Here is a 21,789-nt window from a genome sequence, read left to right as displayed (position 1 = left end):
GGAAGCCGTCCATCGCCCGGCCCGCCTTCGCGGCACATTCCCGCGCCGTGGTTAACTCCCGAGACGCCAAAACTTGTGCGCTGCGGGAGGAAAAATGTTGCAATGCACAAAATGTTCGCTATATTGGTTTCATCATCATCGCGAATTAGCGGAGTAGACCCTCCCTCCGCACAAGCCTAGAGGATTTACACCATGTCGAAGACCACTTCCAAGACCGCTGAAACCATCGAATTCCCGACCTTTGATGCCAGCCAGGCGACCGACCAGATGCGCGCCATGGCCGAAAAGGGCGTGGAGCAGACCAAGGAAGCCTACGCCAAGATGAAGGACGGCGCCGAGACGACCCAGAAGGCTCTCGAAGAGACCTTCGAGGCCGCCCGCACCTCCAGCACCGAGATGTCGCTCAAGTCGATCGCCGCGATGCGCGCCGGCACCGACTCCAGCCTGTCGCACATGGAAGCCATGCTCGGCGTGAAGTCGATCGCCGACATGTTCGAGCTGCAGACCGCCTTCATGCGCAAGCAGATGGAGCTTTCGGTCGAGCACGCCAAGGAGCTGCAGGCCCTGTCGACCAAGTCTTTCGAGGAAGTCTCCAAGCCGATGCGCTCGCTGGCCGAGAAGTCCATGAAGGAACTCAAGGCCGCCTGAGGCGTTCGATACATCGAATACCGCTCGTAGAGACCTCCTCCCCTCTGCGAGCGGGATAAAGACCGGCACCTCCTCCCGCCGGTCGAGACAAGGAAAAGGCCGGGACCTCCTCCCCCCGGCCTTTTTCTTTGCCTGCAGTTCAGAGCAGCGTGCCCTGTCCGCCCTGGGGTGGCGATGGAGGCCTGGCAGCAGTCCCCGACGACGGTTTCGATTTGGCGGCCAGGGCGTCGACCGAGCGATCCGCGAACTGGATGGCCAACCGGTCGCCAGGTTTCACAGCGTCCCCGCGCGTGACCGGCAGTCCCGCCTCGTCTCTCACCAGCGCATAGCCGCGCGCCAGAACATTTGTATAGGAAAGCGAGCCCAGCATCCGGCTCGCAGCAAAAAGCCGCTCGCGCCAGTGTCTTCCGCGGACATCGACGGCGCGGTCCTTGCGCCCGGCAAGCCCCGCCAGCCGCTCGCGCGCATTTCGTGACCTCGTCTCGATCGGCTCCAGCCTGAGCCGCGCTCCTCGGCGATCCAGATCATTGCGGCGGTTGCGCAGAAAGGCGCGAGCGCATTTCGGCAGCTGGTCCGCCTCGCGTTCCAACCGGCGGCGAGCTTCCGCCACGCGCTGCTGCAGCGTCGCCGGCGAAAGGCGTGCTTTCTGCAGCCTCGCCTTGCGGCGTTCCACCAGCACCGAGAAACCCCTGTCGAGGCGACTTGCGGCCTCGTCGAAACGACGCCTTGGCATGGCCAGAAGCTGATCTGCGGACGGCAGCGCACGGGCGCAGGCCCTCAACCGCTCGCGCTTGCGCTCGCTGGAGCGAGAGATGCAACCTTTCAGCCTAGCGCCCAGGCTGGCCAGCGTTGACTCAAGCTCCGCGCGCACGGGAACCGCCATCTCGGCGGCGCCTGTGGGCGTCGGCGCGCGGATGTCGGCGGCATGATCGATCAAGGTCCAGTCGGTCTCATGGCCGACAGCCGAGATCACCGGGATGTCGGAATCCGCCACCGCGCGCACGACCGCTTCGTCGTTGAAGCCCCACAGATCCTCCAGGCTGCCGCCGCCGCGCGCCACGATCAGGACGTCCGGCCGCGGGATCGGCCCGCCCTCGGGCAGCGCATTGAAGCCGGCCACGGCCGCCGAAACCTCGGCGCCCGTCGTCTCGCCCTGCACGCGCACGGGCCACACGATCACATGCAGGGGGAAGCGGTCGGTGATGCGGTGGATGATGTCGCGGATGACCGCCCCGGTCGGCGAGGTGACGACGCCAACCACCTTCGGCATGTGGGGAATGAGCTGCTTGCGGCCGGCGTCGAACAGCCCTTCGGCGGCAAGCTTCTTGCGCCGTTCCTCGAGCAGCGCCATCAGCGCCCCGGCGCCCGCCGGTTCGATCGACTCGATGACGATCTGGTATTTGGAGGAGCCCGGATAGGTGGTCAGTTTGCCGGTGGCGATGACCTCCATGCCCTCCTCGGGCTTGAAGCGCAGCCGCGAGAACGTGCCTTTCCAGATCACCGCCTCGATGCGGGCGCGCTCGTCCTTGAGCGCAAAATAGGCGTGACCGGACGAGTGCGGGCCACGATAGCCCGAAATCTCGCCGCGCACCCGCACATGGCCGAAAGTGTCTTCGACCATGCGCTTGAGCGCGCCGGAAATCTCGGAGACGGAATATTCGCCGATATTGGTACCGGTCTGTGGCTGGGGACTGTTCATCGCGTCAATCGAGGGGTTTTCGCCGATTCGGTCAAGCATCTACCAGCCAGGCATGAGGTGCCCCGGCTTCAGCCGCTTGCCCTTGCCGTAGGCCAGCGCGGCGAAGTCGAAGCCGCCCGTCTCCTCGAGCGCGGCCGGCACCGAGATGTTGTCGAGGCTTTCGGAAATGTGGCGGGCCAGCGCATCGACGATCTCGGGCTGGGCCGTGTGGCCGCGCATGATGCCGATCCGGCAGTCCGGCAGTTGCCCGAAGCCATCGGCTTCGCCAAGGATGCGCATGCCGGGCCTGAGCGCGCATTCGGGCAGAATGGACACGGCCAGTCCCGACAGCACCGAAGCGATGATCACGGTCGCCGACCAGCTCGTGAAGAGTATCCGGTATTCCCTTCCCATATCATCGAGCCGCTCGCAGGCGGCGCGCCGCCACAGGCAGGTCGGCCGCCCCACCGCCAGCGGCACGACGGGTTCTTCGTGCACGGCGTGGTTGACCGAGCTGACCCACAGAAGGGGCTCCCGGCGAACCACGTCCGACAAGCCCTTGTCGTCGTCATGGGTGACAAGCGCGATGTCGAGATGGCCCCGCCTCACCTGCTCGACCAGATTGACCGTTGGCTCGCAGATCACCGACAGTTCGACCCGGGGATTGGACCGCGAAAAGCGGGCCATGATCTCCGGCAGGAAACGGTCGGCGTAATCGTCCGGCGTTCCGATGCGGACATGACCTTCGAGGCTTGCGTCGTCGAAGGCCGCGAGCGTCTCGCGGTTCAAGCGCAACAGCCGCCTGGCATGGATCAAAAGCCGTTCGCCATCCTCCGTCAGCCGGTTGGTTCGCCCGTCCTTCTCGAAGAGCTGTTTGCCGAGCCTTTCTTCGAGCCGCCGCATCTGCATGGAAACGGCCGACTGCGTGCGGAACACCTGCTCGGCCGCGCGGGTGAAGCTGCCGGTGTCGGCGATCGTGACGAAAGTCTGCAACTGGTCCAGGTCGAGGGGAGAGGCCATGGGTCCGTTCTCATCATTGCGATTGATGGAAGAGATTAAAAACATTCGTTCGACTAATCAATATCGGAGTGAGACAAGACGGACATTCCGCAACGGCGCAACCGTTATTCGCTCCGACCGCCCGCATCTTCCGCGGCGGCCGATCCTGCCGTGCGGCCAAAGACCTGAAAGGACAACCGATGACCGCCCTCGAGCCCACCCAGCATGCGACCGCCGCCCTCCCGCGCGTCACCGCAATCGCCATGCGTGTGGCCGGCTTCGTACGCGGCATCGCGCGCGCTCTTGAGAACCGCCGGGCGACGCTCGAACTGGCGGAGCTCTCCGACCACCAACTTGCCGATATCGGACTGACGCGTGCCGATCTTGCCGCGGTTCGGCGTCTGCCGGTCGGACAGGACCCGACCGCCAGCCTTGCCGACATCGCCCATCGGCGCAGCATGAACGGTGATTTCGTGCGGCTGCGCCCCTGATTTCCCCGCAGGCGCCCCGAAAGCCGGCTCCCTTCCGGCATGCCTGCACTCTTGCCCGGTCCCGCATACGGACCGGGCTTTTTTTTTCAGCCGGAACCAGACGAATCTGGACGGCGCTCGAAAATCCCTTTCATCGCCTTTTCGTATTCCTCGCGGGTCTGGCGCCCGGTCTCGAACATCTGGCTGAATAGATCGTCATAGGCGTTGCGCGGGCGCCCGCTCGGGTTTTTCGGTGGCTCCGGCTTCGGGCTCATGGCCTCGACCATCTCCTCCATCATGCGGGAGAACGGATTTTCGAAGGGATTGTGGAAACCCTGCCGCTCCTTCCGGGGCGGCTGGGCAGGCGGCATGCCGGCCTGCATCGCTTCCTGAATCACCTTGAGGAACGGGTTCTCCGGCGCGCTGCGCGCTCCCAGTTCGCCGCTCGCCTGCTTGCCCAGCCCACCCATGAGCATTGCGGCCATCGAGGGCAGCATGGCCTTGAGTGTTTCCTGGGCGATGCCCGTCGCCTGCGCCGCCTGGGCCGCCACGGCGCGCGAGACCTCTGGCGAACCGAAGAGCTGGCCCAGAATGTCATCGCCCTCCCGGCGCCCCTCCGGCGCGAATGCCCGCGCGGCATCCTCGAAGTAGCCGGCGTTGCGTCCACCGGCCATCTGGGCCATCAAGAGCCCGATTCCATGGGGATCGGCCGCGTTGCGCCGCAGGCCTTCCCGAAAAGCCGGCAACAGGGCCTCCGCGGCCAGCTGCGCCTGCTCTTGCGAGAGACGATATTGGCGGGCCATCAGTTCGATGGCGCGCCCATCGCCCGCGCGCGACAGCAGCTCGTAAAGGGGCAGCATCGACGTTCCTCCTCGCCGAAGACCCTAGCCCAAAGCGTGGCATTGGCAAATCCGTGGCAGCAACCCGCAGTGCGAAGGAACCACCTCCCTAGGTGAAATCACCCAAGGCCTCTTCATCGGAAAACCCTTGGCGTCCCCTCATCAAGTTTTGTTGCGACAGGCTCAAATGGCCTGCGGCATGTTATGTTGAGAGATTGCCGCCGATTTCACGGGAAGCGGGAACTGAGAGACGGCGATGTGCTCCCCCCTTTATGGAGAGCGCCGATGCAGCGCTATTTCTTTCACGTCCGAGACGGCAGGACCTCGCTGGACGAGGTCGGTTTTGAATGTGCCGACATGAACGAAGTCAGGGCACAGGCTACACGGACGACCGGCGAAACGCTCAGGGACCTGGGTCCCGACTTCTGGCAACATGGCCATTGGACGATGTGGGTGGAGGATGAGTCCGGCTCCACCGTCCTGTCTCTGGAAATAACCGCCGACTTACATGGGTTGCAGTCTTAGACCAACCTATATCAATCTCGACGCCTGAGGCAGGTCAACGACAAGGCATCGCCCATGTGAGAGGGTGCCAAATCGTCAGTTCTTACCCGGCTACTGATGCTGTGAGTGCCCGGTGCTCCCGCCATAACCATGGGAGCAGTCATGTCCACTATGGACCACGACATCACGGAGCCTCTCGTACGGAGAATCGCCTCCGTCATCAAGATTTCGGAGGAGGAAAAGTCCGCCATCCGGGAGCTGCCCATAAGGCGATCCGAGATCAAGGCCGATCAGGACGTGGTCCGCGAGGGAGAGAGCCCGACGCGGATGTTCTTCATCGCGGAAGGCATGACGGCAACCTACAAGATCGTCAGCGATAGCAGGCGGCAGATCGTTGGCTTTCATCTGCCGGGCGATGCGCCCGATCTTCAAAGCCTCCATCTCAGATCGCTTGACGTCAGCATTGCCACGATCACGCCGAGCACGATCGGGTTTGTCCCGCACACGGCCATATTGGAAGTCTGCGACCGCTTCCCCCGCCTCACCACCGCATTCTGGCGGCACACGCTCGTTGACGCGGCGATCTTCCGCGAGTGGATGGCCAATATCGGGCAACGCTCAGCTCCGACCCGGATCGCCCATCTCCTGTGCGAATTGTTCGTCCGCTTTCGTGCCGTGGGAGCAGCTACGGCGGATACAATCAACTTCCCGATTACTCAGGCGGAAATCGCCGACTCGATGGGCCTGTCGTCGGTGCACGTCAACCGCTCTCTCATGGGGCTTCGAGCCAAGGGATATTTCGTTCTTCAGGACGGCACCCTCCAGGTGCTCGATTGGGAAGGGCTGCAGGTGGCCGGCGACTTCTCGCCCCATTATCTGCATCTGCGCGAGTTTGGAGATCTCGCCCGGTCAAGCTGATGCATCATGTTCCTGAGCCACAAGCGGGGAGGAACGCAAACGACGTCCGATCGCGCGCCGGCTGGAACACGTTCACGCCGAGGACGGGCTGAGGGCGTTCAGCCTGTGCAGCGCAGGAATGGAGTCGAGATCGTGGGCCCAGGGCGGATCCGCACCTCTTCGGGAAGCGGTTATGGAGGCGGCCGTGACCGCCAGCGTCAGGCAGTCCTCCAGCACAACGGCTGAAAGCCCCGCGAGCCGCGATCGGCTCAAGGCATTGGCACGCGCCAGGCCGAAGAGGAATCCCGCGTTGAATGTATCGCCGGCGCCGACCGTATCCGCCACTGTGACGGATGGCGCCGCTCGATCGAGGTGTCTGCCGTCGCGCAGGTAACATGTCGCTCCCGCCGCGCCGCGCGTGACGAGGAGAAGCGAGGTCACGGCACCCGAAAACAGGCGTTCCGCGACCTCGGCCTCAGAGATGCCTGGAAAAAGCCACTCCATGTCCTCGTCCGAGAGCTTCACGATATCGGAGCGCGCCATCATCGAGGAGAGCCTGATCCGATAGGCCGGCTCATCGGCGATGAAGCCCGCACGGATGTTAGGGTCCATCATGATCATCCGACGGTCCGCCTCGCGCCGGTGCAGCGCTTCATGAGAGCCGCCGCAAGGCTCGACCGCCAGGCTGATTCCGCCGAAGAACATCGCGCTGACATCATTCGCCAGGCGCGGCAGCTGTTGGGACGTGACCATCCGCGCGGCGGTGTTTTCGTCATAGAATGCATAGCGGGCATGGCCGCCGGACAGCGTCACGAAAGCCAGCGTCGTCGGCCGGTCCGAGCGCGGGCAGAGGGCGGTTGAAACGCCCGCCGACTGCAATGTCTCATCCAGACGTCGACCAAAGAGATCGGTCGAGAGCCCGCACCAAAGACCCGCATCGGTGCCCAGCCGACCGAGCGCGATCGCCGTGTTAAGAACGGCACCACCCGGCACCGGCGCAAATGCGTCCTGACCTTCCGACGTTCTGGCGGGCAGCATGTCGATCAGCGCCTCCCCGCAGCACAGGATCATGATCCGTCCTCCCTCACGGCCGTGCCGGCGGAAGTTCGCCACCCATCACGGCAAGAAAACTGCGGTTGAACATGGCACCGGCCGCCCCGAGGACCCGTGCGACAAGCCCCGGCGACCGACACCCGATCTCGGGGAGGCCGATGGCGCGACATCGACCCGGTCGAATGCCAACTGATGCACCCTTCAGGCAGAGTGTGGATGCGCCGCAAGAAAATCAAGAGCGGCCCGAATGCGGTCGGTGCGCTGCACTGGGCATTCTCCGGCAGGCTTGCAGACCGGATCACGATGACGGACTTCGCACAGACCCAATGCGTCTCGACCGGCCCAGCCCGCCTGCGGTTGTCGGGGGTACCTGCTCCAGGCGTCGGACCAGAGATTCGACCGAGCGGCGGCCGACGACCCCGTGAAGCTTCAGGAACGACATCAACTGCTGATGCGCTTTCGCTTGACGAACGCCGCGGCCTGGAACCGCGCTTCGTCCTGCTGGAACACAAGCGCCATGCGGCGGCCGAGGCTCCGCATGGCGGTCAGCTGGGCCATGCGCGGGAGAATGGCGGCGTCGTCGAAGTCGTGCAGGTGATGCAGGATGACGATGCGGCCGCCGGGCGAGGTTACGCGCTCGAGCCGAAGCAGCAGCAGCCGCAGATCGTTCGGTCTCAGGTAGTAGAAGATCTCCGACGCCACGATCAGGTCGAAAGGGCCGCTCGGCATGTCGACCGGCAGCAAAGCTCTGGCGAGTGACACATTGGCTAGGGAGGCAGTCCGCCGCCTTGCTTCGCGCAATGCTGTATCAGACGAATCCAGCCCCAAGAGCCGGAGACATCGCGGCGCGAGAAAGCGGGTCGTTTCCCCGATCGCGCATGCAAGCTCCAGGCCCCGGGCGAACTGCCGATCGCCGACCGCGCGCATGAGAACGCGGCGCTTGTAGGCCTCGAACCGTGAATGCGAGTAGTTCCACGGATCGATGTCTTGTTGGAACTTCGCCTCGAAGCCGGCGGCGTCGATCACACGCTTGCGCATGGGCGCCAATAGATCTCTTCCGGCCCCGTGAGCCGGTCGATTGTGTGCTTGCTCAAGACAAAGGCTGCCGGGTCGTCGGTGATCAGTTCACCCAGCTGCGAACGATGGGCTTTCAGCGCATCTTTCTTGGCATGCTGGACCTCGGAAATATCGAGGCTGACGCGCTCCACCTCCAAGCCCTGCGGATGGTCTGCCCGGCTTCCCAGCTCATCGAGCCAGATCGCGTATTCCAGGATGTCTGCACTGGTGCCGGCCGCCAACAGGCAGTCCATGCCCAGCGACCACGCATCGCGATGGTCGCGATGCGGATCGCGCCGCCAGGGGAGGACGACAAGCCTCGGTTGGAGATCGCGGAGGATCGCCACCACTGCGGACTTGGCCCGGCCATAATGCGCGCTGCCGCGCGCCGGCATGTCGGCGTCGGGCAGTCGCAGAAAACTGCGCCCCGACTTGCCCGCGCCAAGCCGTCGCAGAGCCTCGGCTGCCTCTGCTTCGCGGCAGGCGGCCAGCTTGGTCCTGTCCCATAGGAAAGAATTGCGGTGGGAGGCTCCGCCGTCGGTGACGAAGACTGTGTGAAGTCTTTGCCCCCCGCGCATGGCCAGGCAGATCAACCCGCCACAGCCCAGCGTTTCATCGTCCGGATGCGGAGCGATCACCAGGATGGGCCCGGCAGGTGGATCGATCCCGGTCATCTAAATGGAGCCTTTGCACCGTGGGCAGCCGGGGTCCACTCCCCCTTTGCGATTGCCTCTGCAAACGCCGCCGCCGCGCCATCGGGATTGGGTTGGCGCAGATAGGTGCGCAAGTCGCGCATGATCCTTTCGAAGGGGTGCGGGGCAATCAAGCCGACGGCGCCGATCGCCTGCTCGGCCTCCTGCAGGATGGACATGGCCGAAGCTTCGATGACGATCCGCCCGGCATTGGCGGCGGCCATCAGATAGGATTGGGGTTCGGCCGCATGTGGATCGGCCGCCGCGCTGGACCAGGCCTCGCCAAGTCGGTCGAGCCACAGATACGCCGTTTCCACATGGGCGCCCATGCGCGCCAGCCGGTGCGCCTGATACGGGTTGGCCGCGCGATCGGAAGCCACGAGATGCTTGACGGCGGTGTCGAAGACAGCGTGCGCGCCGCCCACCTGCACGGCGAGAAAGCGGATGGCACCTGCGGAGAACCAGGGCTGTCTTATGTAGTCGTCCGGCTGCCCGAGCAGCCAGTCCGGACTGATGTCCAGGCCGGTCATGTCCGCGACGTGGCTGCCGGAGGCCTTCATGCCCACCGGCCGCCACCAACTGCGATCAACGGGCAACTCGCCGACAGGAACAATGATCATCTGCCGGCCATCCTGGCCGGTGACGGTGACGATGGCATGCGACAGCCCGTCGACGCCCGACGCGAAGTTCTTCTTGCCGAAGAGTCGTGCGCCTTCCAGCCTCAGAGGGTCGTCTGGAGCGTCGGTGTTCCATACGCCGAACAGCCCCCTGGCAGCGGCAATCTCGGCAAAACGCCTTTTCTGGCTGTCGGTGCCATAGCGGTCGATCAGATAGCACGCATTCACATGCCCTTCGAAGATGCGACCCACACTGAGATCGCCACGACCCGCTGCCGCCAGCAGGCGAAGCAATGCCGGCATCTCGGTGGGTCCGACAGGCGGCGCGGCGAGGAGGCCGGAGGCGCGAAGGGCCTCGAACGCACCGGCGGGAAAAGCGCCGTCGGCGTCGCGGGCGGCGGCTTCGGCTCCAATGGCGCGAGTCAGCGTCTCCAGCCGCCGCTGGCTGTCCATTTCATGCCGCATCGGCGAGTTCCTTGTGGGACGCAATCATCCGTTCCAGCTGGGAAATGGCCCAGGCGACGGGCACAGTGCCTTCGACATCGGGATCGTCGGCCGTAAAGCGCGCGCGCAACTGAGCGTTGGTCTGCGACGGACTTTCCGCGCCAGGGGTCAGCCCGAGCCGGCTCAGCTGCTGCTTGATCAGGGACGAGGGGAAACCGTCGAGACTGCGGATTTCCCGCCGAAGCAGAAGGCGGCGCTCGACCGAGTAAGGGCACTCTACCAGTGCCGGCGTTCCATCCTCCTCCGCCTGGATCCACGTTCTCAGGCAGTCCGCCATCCCCCCGCTCGCTCGACCGACGGTTCGGGCCGAGACCATCACGGCCACGTCCTGGGGGTGGCGGAGCAGGTATCCGGCGGCCTCCACTTTTGCGACGAAGGCCAGGTCTTCACGAAGCGGGAGGGGATCCAACCCACCGACCCGGCGATAGATGTCGTTGCGCACGGCCAGGCTGGCCCCGCTATGGTCGTGATGGCGCGGCCAGGGGTCGTGCTCAACGGGATCGATCAAGGAGGCGAGTTCATCGCGCAGATCGGCATATCGGGCATAGGATTGGGCGCGACGCTGGAAATGCGGCCCGAGCCGTTCTTCCTCCTCACGGTCCCCGACAATCCTCCCGCCCACCAGATCGGCGCCTGCCCGAATTGCGCGCAGATTGGCCTCGATCCAGTTGCCATCCGGGACGGCGTCGGCATCCGTGGTCAGGATGACCCCCGCGCCGACCCCGATCTTGTCGCTGGCAATGTCCATCGCGAGCTTTCGTGCAAAGCCGACATGGGCCTCGGCCGGTGAAAACCGGACCTCCTCGATCGTCAGGCAAATGCGTGGCATGCGTGCGGCAGCCATGATCGCGGCATGTCTCGATCCGTCATCGGTATTGTTGAGGACGATGACGACTTCCAATGGCTCGGCACTGTGGGTGAGGAACGTCTGTCGCGACAGGGCGTCCAGCAGTCGGGGGAGAAGTGCTTCCTCGTTTCGTGCGGGAACGACCACTATGGGGAGCCCAGGACGGGATAGTCGGTCGATGTCGCCTCGGGTTGTCATAACGGCGGCCTGTCGCTTCACCTTGATCTTTCGTCCCAAACCGGCGCCTGCGGCAGCTGTCGACGATATTCTCGTCCACTGACGGGCCCAGCGACATGGATAAACGATCACACTGCCGTCTCGTTCCGAGCCCGCTTCGATCCGCGCTCGCTGCACCATCCCGCGTCCGATTCCGCCCTGCAGGCTCAGGCACGGAAACTGAACGCATCATCGGCGCGTTAGTAGCGTTACCTCCATATCTCGACGGCGAAGGTGAGCAGCGGTGAATGCAAAGGAACAGGCGGTACTCAATTTCGGGGTCTGGTTGGCCGTGTATCCGTCGGTCCTGGGCACGAGCTACGGTATCGACGCATTGGCGCTGGAACTGCCTCTCTGGTTGGAGATCCTCGTTTCGACAGCGCTAACGGTGCCGCTGATCAGCTATGCTGCGGTTCCCCTCTTGAAGACCATTATTGCCAAGGCAGAAGGCAAGGACGCGGACGAGTTGGAGTGAGCCGCGATGAGTCTTATAGGGTCGGATCGCTGCCGGCCCGATTGAGGCCGATCTGCTCCAACAGCTTGCCGCCCAGGGGTTGCCAGGGGAGCCGCAAGCGGGCCGTCTTGAGATTTTCGGTGGTGTGAGGGGGTGGCACGGTCGTCGTGCCCACGGGGAGCGACATCGCCCCGACACCGACGCAGGCCGGCAGAATGTCTGACCAAAATCAGCAAACTTATCGGGGGATGGTGCCCAGGAGAGGACTCGAACCTCCACGCCTCGCGGCACACGGACCTGAACCGTGCGCGTCTACCAATTCCGCCACCTGGGCAGGTGTGCGCCGCCGATGTAAGCGGGCGGCGGCGCGGTGTCAACGTCAATCTCCGGGCAGGCGGCGCTTTTGCCGGTAACCGAAGCGCGGCTTGCTCAATCGCGCAGGACTTCCTTCGAGGCGACGGTCGAATCCGCGTTCAGGCGATAGACGATCGGCACGCCGGTGGCGATTTCCACCTCGACTATTTGCGCCGGCGACATGCCGTCCAGCGCCATCATCAGTGCGCGCAGCGAATTGCCATGCGCGGTCACGAGCACGTTCTCGCCGCGCAGCACATGCGGCTGTATGACATGCAGATAATAGGGCCAGACGCGCGCGCCGGTGTCCTTGAGGCTCTCGCCACCGGGCGGCTGCACATCATAGGAGCGGCGCCAGACATGGACCTGCTCCTCGCCCCACTTGGCGCGGGCATCGTCCTTGTTGAGACCGGAAAGTTCGCCGTAATCACGCTCGTTGAGCGCTTCATCGCGGATGGTCTCCAGCCCGTCCTGCCCCAGGGCCGCGAGGATATGGTCGTGGGTCGCTTGCGCGCGCGACAGGACGGAGGTGAAGGCGATGTCGAAAGAGAAGCCGCGTTCCTTCAGCCTGCGCCCAGCCTCCTTGGCTTCCTCATGCCCTTTTTCCGTCAGGCCCGGATCCTTCCAGCCCGTGAACAGGTTCTTGAGGTTCCATTCGCTCTGTCCATGGCGCACCAGCACCAGCGTTCCCGTCATCGCATGTCTCCCTCGACAGGTCTTCGATCAGTCGCGCGACAGCCCCAGCACATCGCGCATGGAATAGAGACCGGGCTTGCGCCCGCGCGCCCACAAGGCCGCCCGCAAGGCGCCATTGGCGAAAATCGCCCGGTCTTCCGCCTTGTGAGACAGAACCAGGGTCTCGGCAGGACCAGCGAAGATGGCGGAGTGCTCCCCCACCACCGAGCCGCCGCGCAGGGTGGCAAAGCCGATGGCGCCTTCCGGCCGCGCTCCGGTATGGCCGTCCCGGGTGCGTACCGCATTTTCCTCGAGCGCGATCGCGCGGCCGGCGGCGGCGGCCTCGCCCAGAAGAAGGGCTGTTCCCGAGGGCGCATCCACCTTGTGACGATGGTGCATTTCCAGGATTTCGATGTCGAATTCCCCCGACAGGGCCCGCGCTGCCTCCTCCACCAGCACGGCCAAAAGGTTGACGCCCAGGCTCATATTGCCGGATTTGACGATCGTGGCGTGGCGCGCGGCGGCCTTGATGGCGTCCTCATGCCCGCCCGTGCAGCCGGTCGTACCGATCACATGGACGATGCGCGCCTGCGCTGCGTAGCCCGCATTGGCAACGGTCGCATCGGGGGTCGAGAAATCGATGATGCCGTCGGCATGGGCGATCAGCGGCAAGGGGTCGGCGGAGATTTCCACGCCCAGGTGTCCGACGCCCGCCAGTTCGCCGGCATCCTTGCCCAGCTGTTCCGATCCATCGCGCTCCAGCGCGCCGTGAAGCCGGAGACCTTCGGTCTCTTGGATCGCGCGCACGATGGTGCGGCCCATTCGCCCGCCGGCCCCCGTGACCACCAGCTTCATGTCGCCCATCGCTTGCTATCCTTCCCGTTCGCCATCGCCCACCAGCTCGAGCGTCGAGGCCTGCCCCATCTGGTGAAGCCGCGCGTAGAGCCCTTCGGGCCGTGCCATCAGTTCCCGATGCGATCCCTCTTCGGCCACACGACCCCGGTCCATCACCACGATGCGGTCGGAATTGACCACCGTCGAGAGCCGGTGTGCGACCACGATCGTCGTGCGCCCCTTCATGACGACGGACAGGGCTTCCTGGACCTTCTTCTCCGATTCATTGTCGAGGGCGGAGGTCGCTTCGTCGAGCAGCAATATCGGCGCGTTGCGCACGATCGCACGGGCGATGGAGAGGCGCTGGCGCTGGCCGCCGGACAGCGTCACGCCGTTCTCGCCCACCATCGTGTCGTAGCCCTGCGGCATGCGCGAGATGAACTCTTCCGCATTGGCAAGACGCGCGGCCTCCTCGATCTCCGCATCGGTGGCATCGGGGCGGCCGTAGCGGATGTTGTCGCGCACATTGCCTTCGAAGAGATAAGGATGCTGCGACACGTAGGCGATCGCCCTTCGCAGCGATGATTTGGTGACCGTCGAGATGTCCTGCCCGTCGATCAGGATCGTGCCGCTTTCGAGATCGAAGAAGCGCTGGATCAGGGCGATGATTGTGGACTTGCCGGCGCCGGAGGCACCGACCAGCGCCGTCACGCGACCGGCAGCCGCATGGAAGCTGACGTCATCGAGCACCCGCTCGGAGCCCTGGTAGGAGAATGTCACCTTCTCGAAGGTCACGGCCCCCTCCGAGACGGCAAGCTCACCGGCGCCGGGCACGTCGCGCTGGTGGGGCTCTATGTCGATGATCTCGTAGATCATGCGCGCGTTGACGAGGGCGCGCTCGAGGTTGACCTGGACGCGCGCCAGCCTGCGCGCCGGATCGTAGGCCAGCAGCAGCGCGGTGATGAAGGCCATCACCGAGCCCGGCGGTTCGCCCGTGCCGGCCGAGCGATAGGCGGCATAGGCGATGACGAGCGCGATGACGATCCCTGCCAGCACCTCGGCGATCGGCGACACGCGCTCGGAAATGCGCGCAATGCGGTTGGCGCGACGCTCCGCATCGTCGATCAGCAGGCCGAGCTTGCGTGCCAGCTGCTCCTCCATGGTGAAGGCCTTGACCACGGCAATGCCCTGCACCGATTCCTGCATGGCACCGACGAGATGCGAATTGATCTCCACCGATTCGCGGGTCACGCGCCGGAGGCGGCGCATGAGATAGTTGACGGCGAAGACGAGCGGCGGACCGATCAGAAAAGCGATCAGCGACAGCGTCGGGTCCTGCGCGATCATGACACCGACGAGCGCCACCAGGAGAACCGCGTCGCCGGCGATGGATTTCAGCGTCATGCCGAGCATGTCGCGAATGCCCAGGACGTTCTGGTTGATGCGGGCGGCCAGGCGGCCCGAACGGGTGTCGTTGAAGAAGTCCAGGCCAAGCCGCAGCAGATGGTCGAAAAGCCGCTTCTGGTAGCGCGCGACGAGGTTGTTGCCGATCGCCGCCAGGATCACGGCCTGACCGTAGCTCGCGAAGCCGCGCACGATGAAGGCGGCGGCAACGGCACCGCTGATCCAGGGCACGAGGTCATAACGCTGGCGGTAGAATATGTCGTCGACCAGCGGCTGCATGATCCAAGCCATCCCGGCCGTCGCCGCGCCGGTGGCCAGCAGCAGCACCAGCGCGATGATGTACTGGGGAACGTACTCGCGCGCGTTCTCGGCCAGCACGCGCTTGATGACGGCGACGATCGCGCCGGGATCGGCCTTCTCTTTTGCCGCCTTCTTGTCTGGACCCTGTTGCGCCATCTTGCTCATTCTCATGGTGGCCGGCTTGCGCCCTGCCTATGCACGCCTCGGGACGATGGTGCAATGCGTCACGGGGCGGCGGCTCCGTCCCTGAGCCAGTGGCGATCCTCGATCGCCACGCCGAACCGGTCGGGTGTCATGGCATAGGCGGCGAGCCCGGCAAGGGCTGCCAGCGGATGGGTGATCGCGTAGACAGGGATCTGGCGCAGCACGGCGCTGTGCGGCGCCTTGTCCTCGAAGGCCGCGCGAAAACTGCCCTTCTTCAGCGCCGGCACGATCTTCTGCGCGATCCCCCCTGTCAGATACACGCCACCGCGGCTCATGAAGATGAGGGCGAGGTCGCCGGCAAGGCGCCCGAGGCAGGTGACAAAGATATCGAGCGCCTCGGCCGCCTGCGGATCCGTGCCGGCAAGACCCGCAGCCGAAATCTCGGCAGGCTGGCCAAGGACCGGCTCGACCGCGTCCGCGCGGGCAACCGCGCGATAGAGATTGACCAGGCCACGCCCGCACAGCATCTGCTCGCCGGAAATGCGGCCTTCGATGCGCTCGATATGCGGGAAGACCGCGAAATCGCGGCTTGTGCGTGGTCCCATGTCGACATGCCCGCCTTCGCCAGGGACCGGAATCCAGATGCCGCGCGCATGCACCAGCCCGGCGACGCCCAGTCCGGTGCCCGGACCAAGGACGACACGGCTGGCATCCGGATCGGGCGCGCCGCCGCCGATCTGTTCCAGATGCTCGGGCCCCAGCGCCACCACCGCCAACGCCTGCGCCTCGAAATCGTTGAGCACGATGACTTCTTCCAGGCCGAGCCTGTCCAGCATGCGGAGCGGCCGGACGACCCAGTCGCAATTGGTCAGGGGAATTTCGTCACCATCCACGGGCCCCGCCACGGCCAGGACGGTCGAGCGCGGTCGGACCGGCGCGTCCGCCAGCGTCGCCTCGATGGCGTCGTCGATGGTCGGAAAGGCGGCGGTCTTGACGGTTGGAAAATCGCGAGGTTCCGAACGAGCGTCGACCAGGAGCGCGAAGCGGGCATTCGTGCCGCCGATGTCGCCGATCAGAACCGGATAACGCAGCATCGTCGGAGTGTCGGTCGGACTGGACAGGGGCGGTCTCGCTTGTTTCATTCGCTGTTCGGCGGCAAAGGCCGGCGGCGGGCTGGCATGCGCGAAGAACGCGCAGAAGCGCCTTTAGCACAGAGGCGAGCGCTTGTGCACCTTGTGCGCGGGCGTGATCTGGTGCTCGGATTCAGCGCTGCGGCCGCTCGCGCGGCACGAAGAGCGTCTCGGGCATCGGTGCATAGCCCAAAGCGCCCGATGTCTGTCCCGCAGCGGCGGCCGAGCGCGGCAGCGTCGGCCCTGTCACGGTGACGGCTGCCTCCGAAGCGGGGCTGGGCGCCTGGAGGACAGCCCGGCAGGCATTGGGCAGGTTCGCCATCGTCATCACGTCACGCGCCCGCGGCTGCTGCGGACCTTCCGCCGGCCGCCAGGGTTCTTCGGTAAACCACCAGTCGAGTGAAGCGTCGCAGCCCGTGCCGTTTGCGACCGGTTCCTGCCGCTGGCAATTGTTCGAGCCTGCGGGGCAGCCGATACGGATGTGGAAATGGTAGTCGTGCCCCCAGAAGGGCCTGATCTTGCCGAGCCAGGAGCGGTCGCCACCGACCGTATCGCACAGCTTCTTCTTGATACCCGGATGAACGAGAATGCGCTCCACCTCGGAATAGCTCGCCGCCCGGCGCAGAACCGCCTCGTGGGCGCGTGTCCAATGCCTTTCGTCCACATGGAGCGAGCCCTCGGCAATGAGCGAGCGAGGAGCCATGTTTTCGCGCTCCTGGGCGCTCAGGCGCCGGTTCGGCATCGGCGTGAACCAGATGTCCGCGTCGAGCCCGATCTGGTGCGAGGCATGGCCCGTCAGCATCGGCCCGCCCCGCGGCTGCGAAATGTCGCCGACCAGAAGCCCGGGCCAGCCATCCGCCGCCGCCTCGCGCGACAGGCGCTCGACGATGCGAACCATCTCGGGATGGCCCCAGCGCCGGTTGCGCGACACACGCATGGCCTGCCAGTTGGGTCCGTCGACCGCGATGGCGACGCCACCCTCCATGCAGCCGCGGGAATAGGAGCCGTGGGCGCGCGGCGGCGTGGCGGCCGGAAGCCTGTGCGCGCCGAAAAGCTCCTTGGCGAGCGGTTCGGAGGCAAAGGCCGGCGCCTGTGCGAGCGGCAACGCAAGGGCGAGGCCGAGCAAGAGAGCGGCAAGGGTCCTGGCAGAGAGGCGCATGCGGTGCTCCGCGATTCTGAGAACGAGGCGACCCGATTCGCGCCAGCCTCCGCGAAGATCATCCTACCATGGTGACGAGAAGATGATCAGCGCCAGCTTTCTTCTCGCCACATCCGCGCCAGCGCGCTGCGGTAGTCGGGATAGGAAAAACGGTAGCCCGCTTCCTTGATCCTCGCATTTGAGACCCGCTTGTTGTCCGAATAGAAGGAGCGGGCCATGGGCGACATCTCTGCCTCCTCGAAGGGAATTTCGGGCGGTGGCGTACGCCCCATCAGTTCGGCCGCATAGGCAATCACGTCCTGCGGCGGTGCCGGCTCGTCATCGGAAATATTGAAGATACCGCCCATCCGGCGCTCCGCCATGAGGGCCGTGCTCCCTGCGATGTCGTCGACATGGATGCGGCTGAAGACCTGTCCCGGCTTCACGATGCGCTTTGCCGAACCTTCTTCCAGCTTGAGGAAGGCGTTGCGACCCGGGCCGTAAATGCCGCCCAGGCGCATGATTGCGGTCGGGATGCCGATCTCGGCCCCGAGCGCTTGCCAGGCGGTTTCCGCCTCGACCCGCATCCGGGCGCGGCGCGATGCCGGACGGCAATCCGCTTCCTCGTCGACCCAGTCTCCTCCATGATCACCATAAACGCCGACCGTCGACCAGTAGCCGATCCATTCCAGTCCCGGCATGCCCGCACGAATTTCCCGACCGAAGGCCTCGAGGACGGGATCGAGAACGGCGTCGCCCGACTGCTTGCTGCCCAGGCCGTGGGCGGGCGCGATCGATGTGAGGAGATGCGTGGTCGATGCCAGCGCCTCAAGGACATCCTCCGTCGGTTTGCCGTCGAAGACGAGCGCCTTCACGCCCTCCTTCGCGAGCGCCGCCGCCTTTTCCTGCGACCGTGTGGTCCCGCTCACGGCCCAGCCGCGTTGCAGCATGACCTGTGCCAGGGCGCGGCCCGAATATCCGGCGCCGAAAACGAATAGACTGTTCTCCGTCATGCGGCCTCCTGCATTGCCTGCTCCCATTCGCCGCGAACCTCGGGATCGCTGTCGCGGGCGGCTCGTTCACGGGCCATCCCCGTGAAGGTTCGCGCATCAAGCAGCCGCGACAAAGCCCAGGCGGCCGCGCCGCGCACGAGCGGAGACGGATCGTCAGCAAGGCGCCGACAGACCTCGACAAGCCCGGGATCTCCGGAATTTCCAGCTGCGATCAACACGTTGCGGATAAAGCGGTCACGACCGATCCGCTTGATGGGGGAGCCTGAAAAAAGGCCACGGAAGCCCGGATCGTCCAGTTCGAGCAGCATCGAGATCCGCGGCTCGATGAGATCGTTCCGGGCCTTCAGCTTGGTCTCGTAAGCCTCGCTCGCGAACTTGTTCCATGGACAGACGGCCAGGCAGTCGTCGCATCCATAGATGCGGTTGCCCATTGCGACGCGGAATTCGCGCGGGATGGCGCCCTTGTGCTCGATGGTCAGGTAGGAGATGCAGCGTCTCGCATCAAGCTGATAGGGCGCCGGAAACGCGTCGGTCGGGCAGATGTCCAGGCAGGCCCGGCAGGACCCGCAATGGTCGCTCTCCGGCGCGTCGGGCTCGAGCACCGCACTCGTGAAGATCGAGCCCAGAAAGAGCCAGGATCCGAATTCGCGGCTGACGAGATTGGTATGCTTGCCCTGCCAGCCGAGCCCTGCCGCCGCTGCAAGCGGCTTCTCCATGACCGGCGCGGTATCCACGAAGACCTTCACGTCGGCGCCGCTCCGGGCGGCGAATTTGTGGGCAATGGTCTTCAGCCTGCCCTTGATGACGTCGTGATAGTCGCGGTGGCGCGCATAGACCGATATGGCAGCTAGGTTGCGCCTCTCGAGAATGTCCAACGGGTTGTCGTGCGGGCCGTAGTTCATGGCCAGCATGATCACGCTCTCGGCCTCCGGCCACAGCGATTTCGGGCTCTGGCGACGCTGGACGGTCTCGGCGATCCAGTCCATCGTCCCATGCCGTCCCCTAGCGACGAACTCGGCCAGGCGCGCGGCGACTTGAGGGTCACCGTTCGCACGGGTTATTGCCACAGCATCGAATCCGGCCAACCGGGCTTCGCGATCCAGAAAACCCCGAAGCTTTGCCGCCTTGCCGGGATCTTCCGTCAGAACCATCAGAAATCCAGATCGGCGTAATGCGAGACGGGAGCGAGACCGCGGACCCGGTCGGCCAGGATCGGCCTGAACGAGGGCCGCGACTTCACCCGCGTGTACCAGTCACGGCAGGCATCATACTCGCCCCATTCGATTTCGCCGAGATAGTCGAGCACCGAAATGGTCGAGGCGGCCGCGATATCGGCGTAGCTCAGGCGCGGGCCCGCCAGCCAGTTGCGTGTTCCCGCCAGCCAGTTGGCATATTTCAGGTGCTGGCGCACATTGCCGCGTGCCGCCCTCAGAGCAGCTGAATCGGGCGATCCTCCGCCATATTCGGCCGGCATATGCGGCTTCAAGACACGCTCGCGCACAAGGTGTCGGGTCACGTCGTTTTCCGTCTTCACCAGGAACCACTCAACGAGGCGACGGATCTCGGCGCGCGCGATGGGGTCTTCGGCGAAAAGTCGTCGCTCGCGCTTCAGGACGCCGCGTGTTTCGTCGAGATACTCCGCGATCGTTGCCGCGCCGACGATAGGCTCATCGCCTTCCGCCAGAAGCACGGGAAGCGTTGCGGCCGGATTGAGAGACAGGAACTCCCTGCGCCTGAGCCAGGGAGCCTCCTCGATGAGAGCGAGGTCTTCGTCATACTCGCCGAAACAGACACGCACGAACCGGCAGGCGGCAAACATCGGATGGTGGAAAAGCGTCAGCATGGTCTGTGCACTGGCATGATCCGGGTGGCGGTTGCAAGTCGCTCTTTGTTGCAGGGGACGGCATCGACACGGCTCCGCATCGCGGAGCTGCCATCAGCTGCGCATGCCGGAGGGCTCCTTCGACGCGACGCGCGGGAGAGGACTATTCGGCTGCCTTCACGGCAGCCTTCGGCTTGCCTTTTGCCGCACGCAGATGGCGATGGGTCGCGATGAAATCGAGAATTCGCGGCGCGATCTCGGACCGGAAGCGCGAACCGTTGAAGACGCCGTAGTGGCCAACCTTGGGCTGCATGTAGTGGACCCGCATGTCGTCGGGAATGTTCACGCACAGATCGTGTGCGGCCTCGGTTTGGCCGACGCCGGAAATGTCGTCGTTCTCGCCCTCTACGGTCATCAAGGCGACATTGCGGATCGCCAAAGGGTCGACCAGTTCGCCGCGGTGTATCATCTCGCCCTTGGGCAGCGCGTGATTGACGAATACGGTTTCCACGGTCTGCAGGTAGAATTCCGCGGTCAGATCCATCACGGCGAGATACTCGTCGTAGAACTCGCGGTGCTTCTCTGCGGAATCGCCGTCGTTCTTCACGAGGTGCATGAAGAAATCCTTGTGGGCCGTGATGTGCCGGTCAAGGTTCATGCCCATGAAGCCGGAAAGCTGCAGGAAGCCGGGGTAAACCCTGCGCATGAAGCCTGGCTCCGGAAACGGTACCCGCATGATGACGTTGTCGCGGAACCAGTCGATGCCCTTTTCCTCGGCCAGCTTGTTGACGGCGGTGGGGTTGCGCCGCGTGTCGATCGGGCCCCCCATCAGCGTCATTGTGGCAGGCGCCAGCTTGTCCTTGCGCGCTTCCATCAGCGATACGGCCATGAGCGCCGGCACCGAGGGCTGGCAGACGGCCATCACATGCGTATCGGGACCGATCGCATGGATCATTTCGATGAGGTAGTCGACGAAGTCGTCGAGATCGAAGCGACCATCGGACGTGGGCACCATGCGGGCGTCCGTCCAGTCGGTGATGTAGACCTCGGCATGCGGCAGAAGCGTCTCCACCGTCCCGCGCAGCAGCGTGGCATAGTGCCCGGACATCGGCGCGATCATCAGGATCTTCGGGTCCGGCTTGCGCTGCGGGTCGACCGCGCGGTCGAAATGGATGAGATCGCAGAAAGGCTTCGACCAGATGACCCGCTCGATCACGGGAACCGGCCGAAAATCGACCTTGGTCTCGTCGAGCCCGAAGACCGGCTTGCCATAGCGTCTGGTCGTCCGCTCGAAGAGCTCCGCGCCTGCGGCCATGGAGCGACCGAAAACCGTATGGGTCAGCGGATTGAGCGGGTTCGAATAGTATAGCCGCATCGTGTCCGCAAACGCCCGGAAGGGCTGCATGGCGGCGTGATTCAGTTCATAAAGATGATAATACATTCGGTTTGCCCTCGGAAGCCTCGGCCGGTCATGTGGCGCATGACCCGACCGGTCGGGGCG

The 21,789-nt window shown here is 64.8% G+C and carries 22 protein-coding genes and 1 tRNA gene; 5 read left to right on the top strand and 18 right to left on the bottom strand.

Going from position 1 to position 21,789, the window contains the following annotated elements; genetic code table 11:
- Window positions 1–192 precede the first annotated feature (192 nt).
- Window positions 193–648: a phasin gene (locus tag GRZ55_RS16195; RefSeq protein ID WP_169287993.1), complete on the top strand. Its 456-nt coding sequence runs from the start codon at window positions 193–195 to the stop codon at window positions 646–648.
- Window positions 649–787: 139 nt separating this feature from the next.
- On the opposite strand, the gene xseA is transcribed toward GRZ55_RS16195, so the two are convergent.
- Together xseA and GRZ55_RS16185 are read right to left on the bottom strand one after the other, a co-directional pair.
- Window positions 788–2,347: an exodeoxyribonuclease VII large subunit gene (gene xseA / locus GRZ55_RS16190; RefSeq protein ID WP_169288067.1), complete on the bottom strand. Its 1,560-nt coding sequence runs from the start codon at window positions 2,345–2,347 to the stop codon at window positions 788–790.
- 39 nt (window positions 2,348–2,386) lie between these two features.
- Window positions 2,387–3,346 carry a LysR substrate-binding domain-containing protein gene (locus GRZ55_RS16185; RefSeq protein WP_169287992.1) on the bottom strand — a complete coding sequence of 320 codons (960 nt, stop codon included), beginning with the start codon at window positions 3,344–3,346 and terminating at the stop codon, window positions 2,387–2,389.
- Window positions 3,347–3,525: 179 nt separating this feature from the next.
- On the opposite strand from GRZ55_RS16185, the gene GRZ55_RS16180 reads away from it, so the two are divergent.
- A complete protein-coding gene (locus GRZ55_RS16180) occupies window positions 3,526–3,816 on the top strand; it encodes a DUF1127 domain-containing protein (protein ID WP_169287991.1) in 291 nt (96 codons plus the stop codon).
- 86 nt (window positions 3,817–3,902) lie between these two features.
- Here GRZ55_RS16180 and GRZ55_RS16175 read toward each other — a convergent pair whose 3' ends face one another.
- Window positions 3,903–4,655, bottom strand: a complete 753-nt coding sequence (locus GRZ55_RS16175; RefSeq protein WP_169287990.1) for a DUF937 domain-containing protein — start codon at window positions 4,653–4,655, stop codon at window positions 3,903–3,905.
- Between the two features lie 264 nt (window positions 4,656–4,919).
- On the opposite strand from GRZ55_RS16175, the gene GRZ55_RS16170 reads away from it, so the two are divergent.
- Both GRZ55_RS16170 and GRZ55_RS16165 read left to right on the top strand, forming a co-directional pair.
- Window positions 4,920–5,159 (top strand): hypothetical protein, encoded by a 240-nt coding sequence (locus GRZ55_RS16170; protein ID WP_169287989.1) that lies wholly within the window; start codon window positions 4,920–4,922, stop codon window positions 5,157–5,159.
- A 129-nt stretch (window positions 5,160–5,288) separates the two neighbouring features.
- The gene (locus tag GRZ55_RS16165) at window positions 5,289–6,056 is read left to right on the top strand and encodes a Crp/Fnr family transcriptional regulator (RefSeq protein ID WP_306785609.1); all 768 of its coding nucleotides are present in this window, start codon (window positions 5,289–5,291) and stop codon (window positions 6,054–6,056) included.
- 72 nt (window positions 6,057–6,128) lie between these two features.
- On the opposite strand, the gene GRZ55_RS16160 is transcribed toward GRZ55_RS16165, so the two are convergent.
- The 5 genes from GRZ55_RS16160 to GRZ55_RS16140 form a co-directional block, all read right to left on the bottom strand.
- A complete protein-coding gene (locus GRZ55_RS16160; RefSeq protein WP_169287987.1) occupies window positions 6,129–7,106 on the bottom strand; it encodes a carbohydrate kinase in 978 nt (325 codons plus the stop codon).
- A gap of 423 nt (window positions 7,107–7,529) precedes the next feature.
- Complete coding sequence (locus tag GRZ55_RS16155) at window positions 7,530–8,114, bottom strand: SAM-dependent methyltransferase (RefSeq protein ID WP_169287986.1); 585 nt, start codon at window positions 8,112–8,114, stop codon at window positions 7,530–7,532.
- Window positions 8,111–8,818: a PIG-L deacetylase family protein gene (locus GRZ55_RS16150; RefSeq protein ID WP_169287985.1), complete on the bottom strand. Its 708-nt coding sequence runs from the start codon at window positions 8,816–8,818 to the stop codon at window positions 8,111–8,113. Before GRZ55_RS16150 ends, GRZ55_RS16155 begins: the two co-directional genes overlap by 4 nt.
- Window positions 8,815–9,918 carry an acyl-CoA dehydrogenase family protein gene (locus GRZ55_RS16145; protein WP_169287984.1) on the bottom strand — a complete coding sequence of 368 codons (1,104 nt, stop codon included), beginning with the start codon at window positions 9,916–9,918 and terminating at the stop codon, window positions 8,815–8,817. Before GRZ55_RS16145 ends, GRZ55_RS16150 begins: the two co-directional genes overlap by 4 nt.
- Window positions 9,908–11,002 carry a glycosyltransferase family 2 protein gene (locus GRZ55_RS16140; RefSeq protein ID WP_169287983.1) on the bottom strand — a complete coding sequence of 365 codons (1,095 nt, stop codon included), beginning with the start codon at window positions 11,000–11,002 and terminating at the stop codon, window positions 9,908–9,910. Before GRZ55_RS16140 ends, GRZ55_RS16145 begins: the two co-directional genes overlap by 11 nt.
- 262 nt (window positions 11,003–11,264) lie before the next feature.
- Between GRZ55_RS16140 and GRZ55_RS16135 the strand changes: the two genes are divergently transcribed.
- On the top strand, window positions 11,265–11,495 hold the full coding sequence (locus tag GRZ55_RS16135; protein ID WP_169287982.1) for a hypothetical protein: 231 nt from the start codon (window positions 11,265–11,267) through the stop codon (window positions 11,493–11,495).
- Window positions 11,496–11,723: 228 nt separating this feature from the next.
- Here GRZ55_RS16135 and GRZ55_RS16130 read toward each other — a convergent pair.
- The 10 genes from GRZ55_RS16130 to GRZ55_RS16085 form a co-directional block, all read right to left on the bottom strand.
- Window positions 11,724–11,808, bottom strand: a tRNA-Leu gene (locus GRZ55_RS16130).
- A gap of 95 nt (window positions 11,809–11,903) precedes the next feature.
- On the bottom strand, window positions 11,904–12,524 hold the full coding sequence (locus tag GRZ55_RS16125) for a 2,3-bisphosphoglycerate-dependent phosphoglycerate mutase (protein WP_169287981.1): 621 nt from the start codon (window positions 12,522–12,524) through the stop codon (window positions 11,904–11,906).
- Window positions 12,525–12,551: 27 nt separating this feature from the next.
- Window positions 12,552–13,367: a 4-hydroxy-tetrahydrodipicolinate reductase gene (gene dapB / locus GRZ55_RS16120; protein WP_169287980.1), complete on the bottom strand. Its 816-nt coding sequence runs from the start codon at window positions 13,365–13,367 to the stop codon at window positions 12,552–12,554.
- A gap of 6 nt (window positions 13,368–13,373) precedes the next feature.
- A complete protein-coding gene (locus GRZ55_RS16115) occupies window positions 13,374–15,212 on the bottom strand; it encodes an ABC transporter ATP-binding protein (protein WP_246734811.1) in 1,839 nt (612 codons plus the stop codon).
- 53 nt (window positions 15,213–15,265) lie between these two features.
- A complete protein-coding gene (locus tag GRZ55_RS16110; RefSeq protein WP_169288065.1) occupies window positions 15,266–16,306 on the bottom strand; it encodes a glucokinase in 1,041 nt (346 codons plus the stop codon).
- Window positions 16,307–16,448: 142 nt separating this feature from the next.
- Window positions 16,449–17,474, bottom strand: coding sequence for a penicillin-insensitive murein endopeptidase (gene mepA, locus GRZ55_RS16105; protein WP_169287979.1), 1,026 nt, complete (start codon window positions 17,472–17,474; stop codon window positions 16,449–16,451).
- Window positions 17,475–17,560: 86 nt separating this feature from the next.
- Window positions 17,561–18,466, bottom strand: coding sequence for an SDR family NAD(P)-dependent oxidoreductase (locus GRZ55_RS16100; protein WP_169287978.1), 906 nt, complete (start codon window positions 18,464–18,466; stop codon window positions 17,561–17,563).
- On the bottom strand, window positions 18,463–19,617 hold the full coding sequence (gene queG, locus GRZ55_RS16095; RefSeq protein WP_169287977.1) for a tRNA epoxyqueuosine(34) reductase QueG: 1,155 nt from the start codon (window positions 19,615–19,617) through the stop codon (window positions 18,463–18,465). The genes GRZ55_RS16100 and queG overlap by 4 nt, the downstream gene beginning before the upstream one ends.
- Window positions 19,617–20,309 carry a glutathione S-transferase family protein gene (locus GRZ55_RS16090; RefSeq protein ID WP_169287976.1) on the bottom strand — a complete coding sequence of 231 codons (693 nt, stop codon included), beginning with the start codon at window positions 20,307–20,309 and terminating at the stop codon, window positions 19,617–19,619. Before GRZ55_RS16090 ends, queG begins: the two co-directional genes overlap by 1 nt.
- 142 nt (window positions 20,310–20,451) lie before the next feature.
- Window positions 20,452–21,729 carry a polyhydroxyalkanoate depolymerase gene (locus tag GRZ55_RS16085; protein WP_169287975.1) on the bottom strand — a complete coding sequence of 426 codons (1,278 nt, stop codon included), beginning with the start codon at window positions 21,727–21,729 and terminating at the stop codon, window positions 20,452–20,454.
- Between the last annotated feature and the right edge of the window lie 60 nt (window positions 21,730–21,789).

The organism is Chelativorans sp. ZYF759 (assembly GCF_012911015.1).
GTDB lineage: Bacteria > Pseudomonadota > Alphaproteobacteria > Rhizobiales > Rhizobiaceae > ZYF759.
Note: the sequence above shows the minus strand (reverse complement) of the source record. Positions and strands in the feature narration are given on the sequence as shown.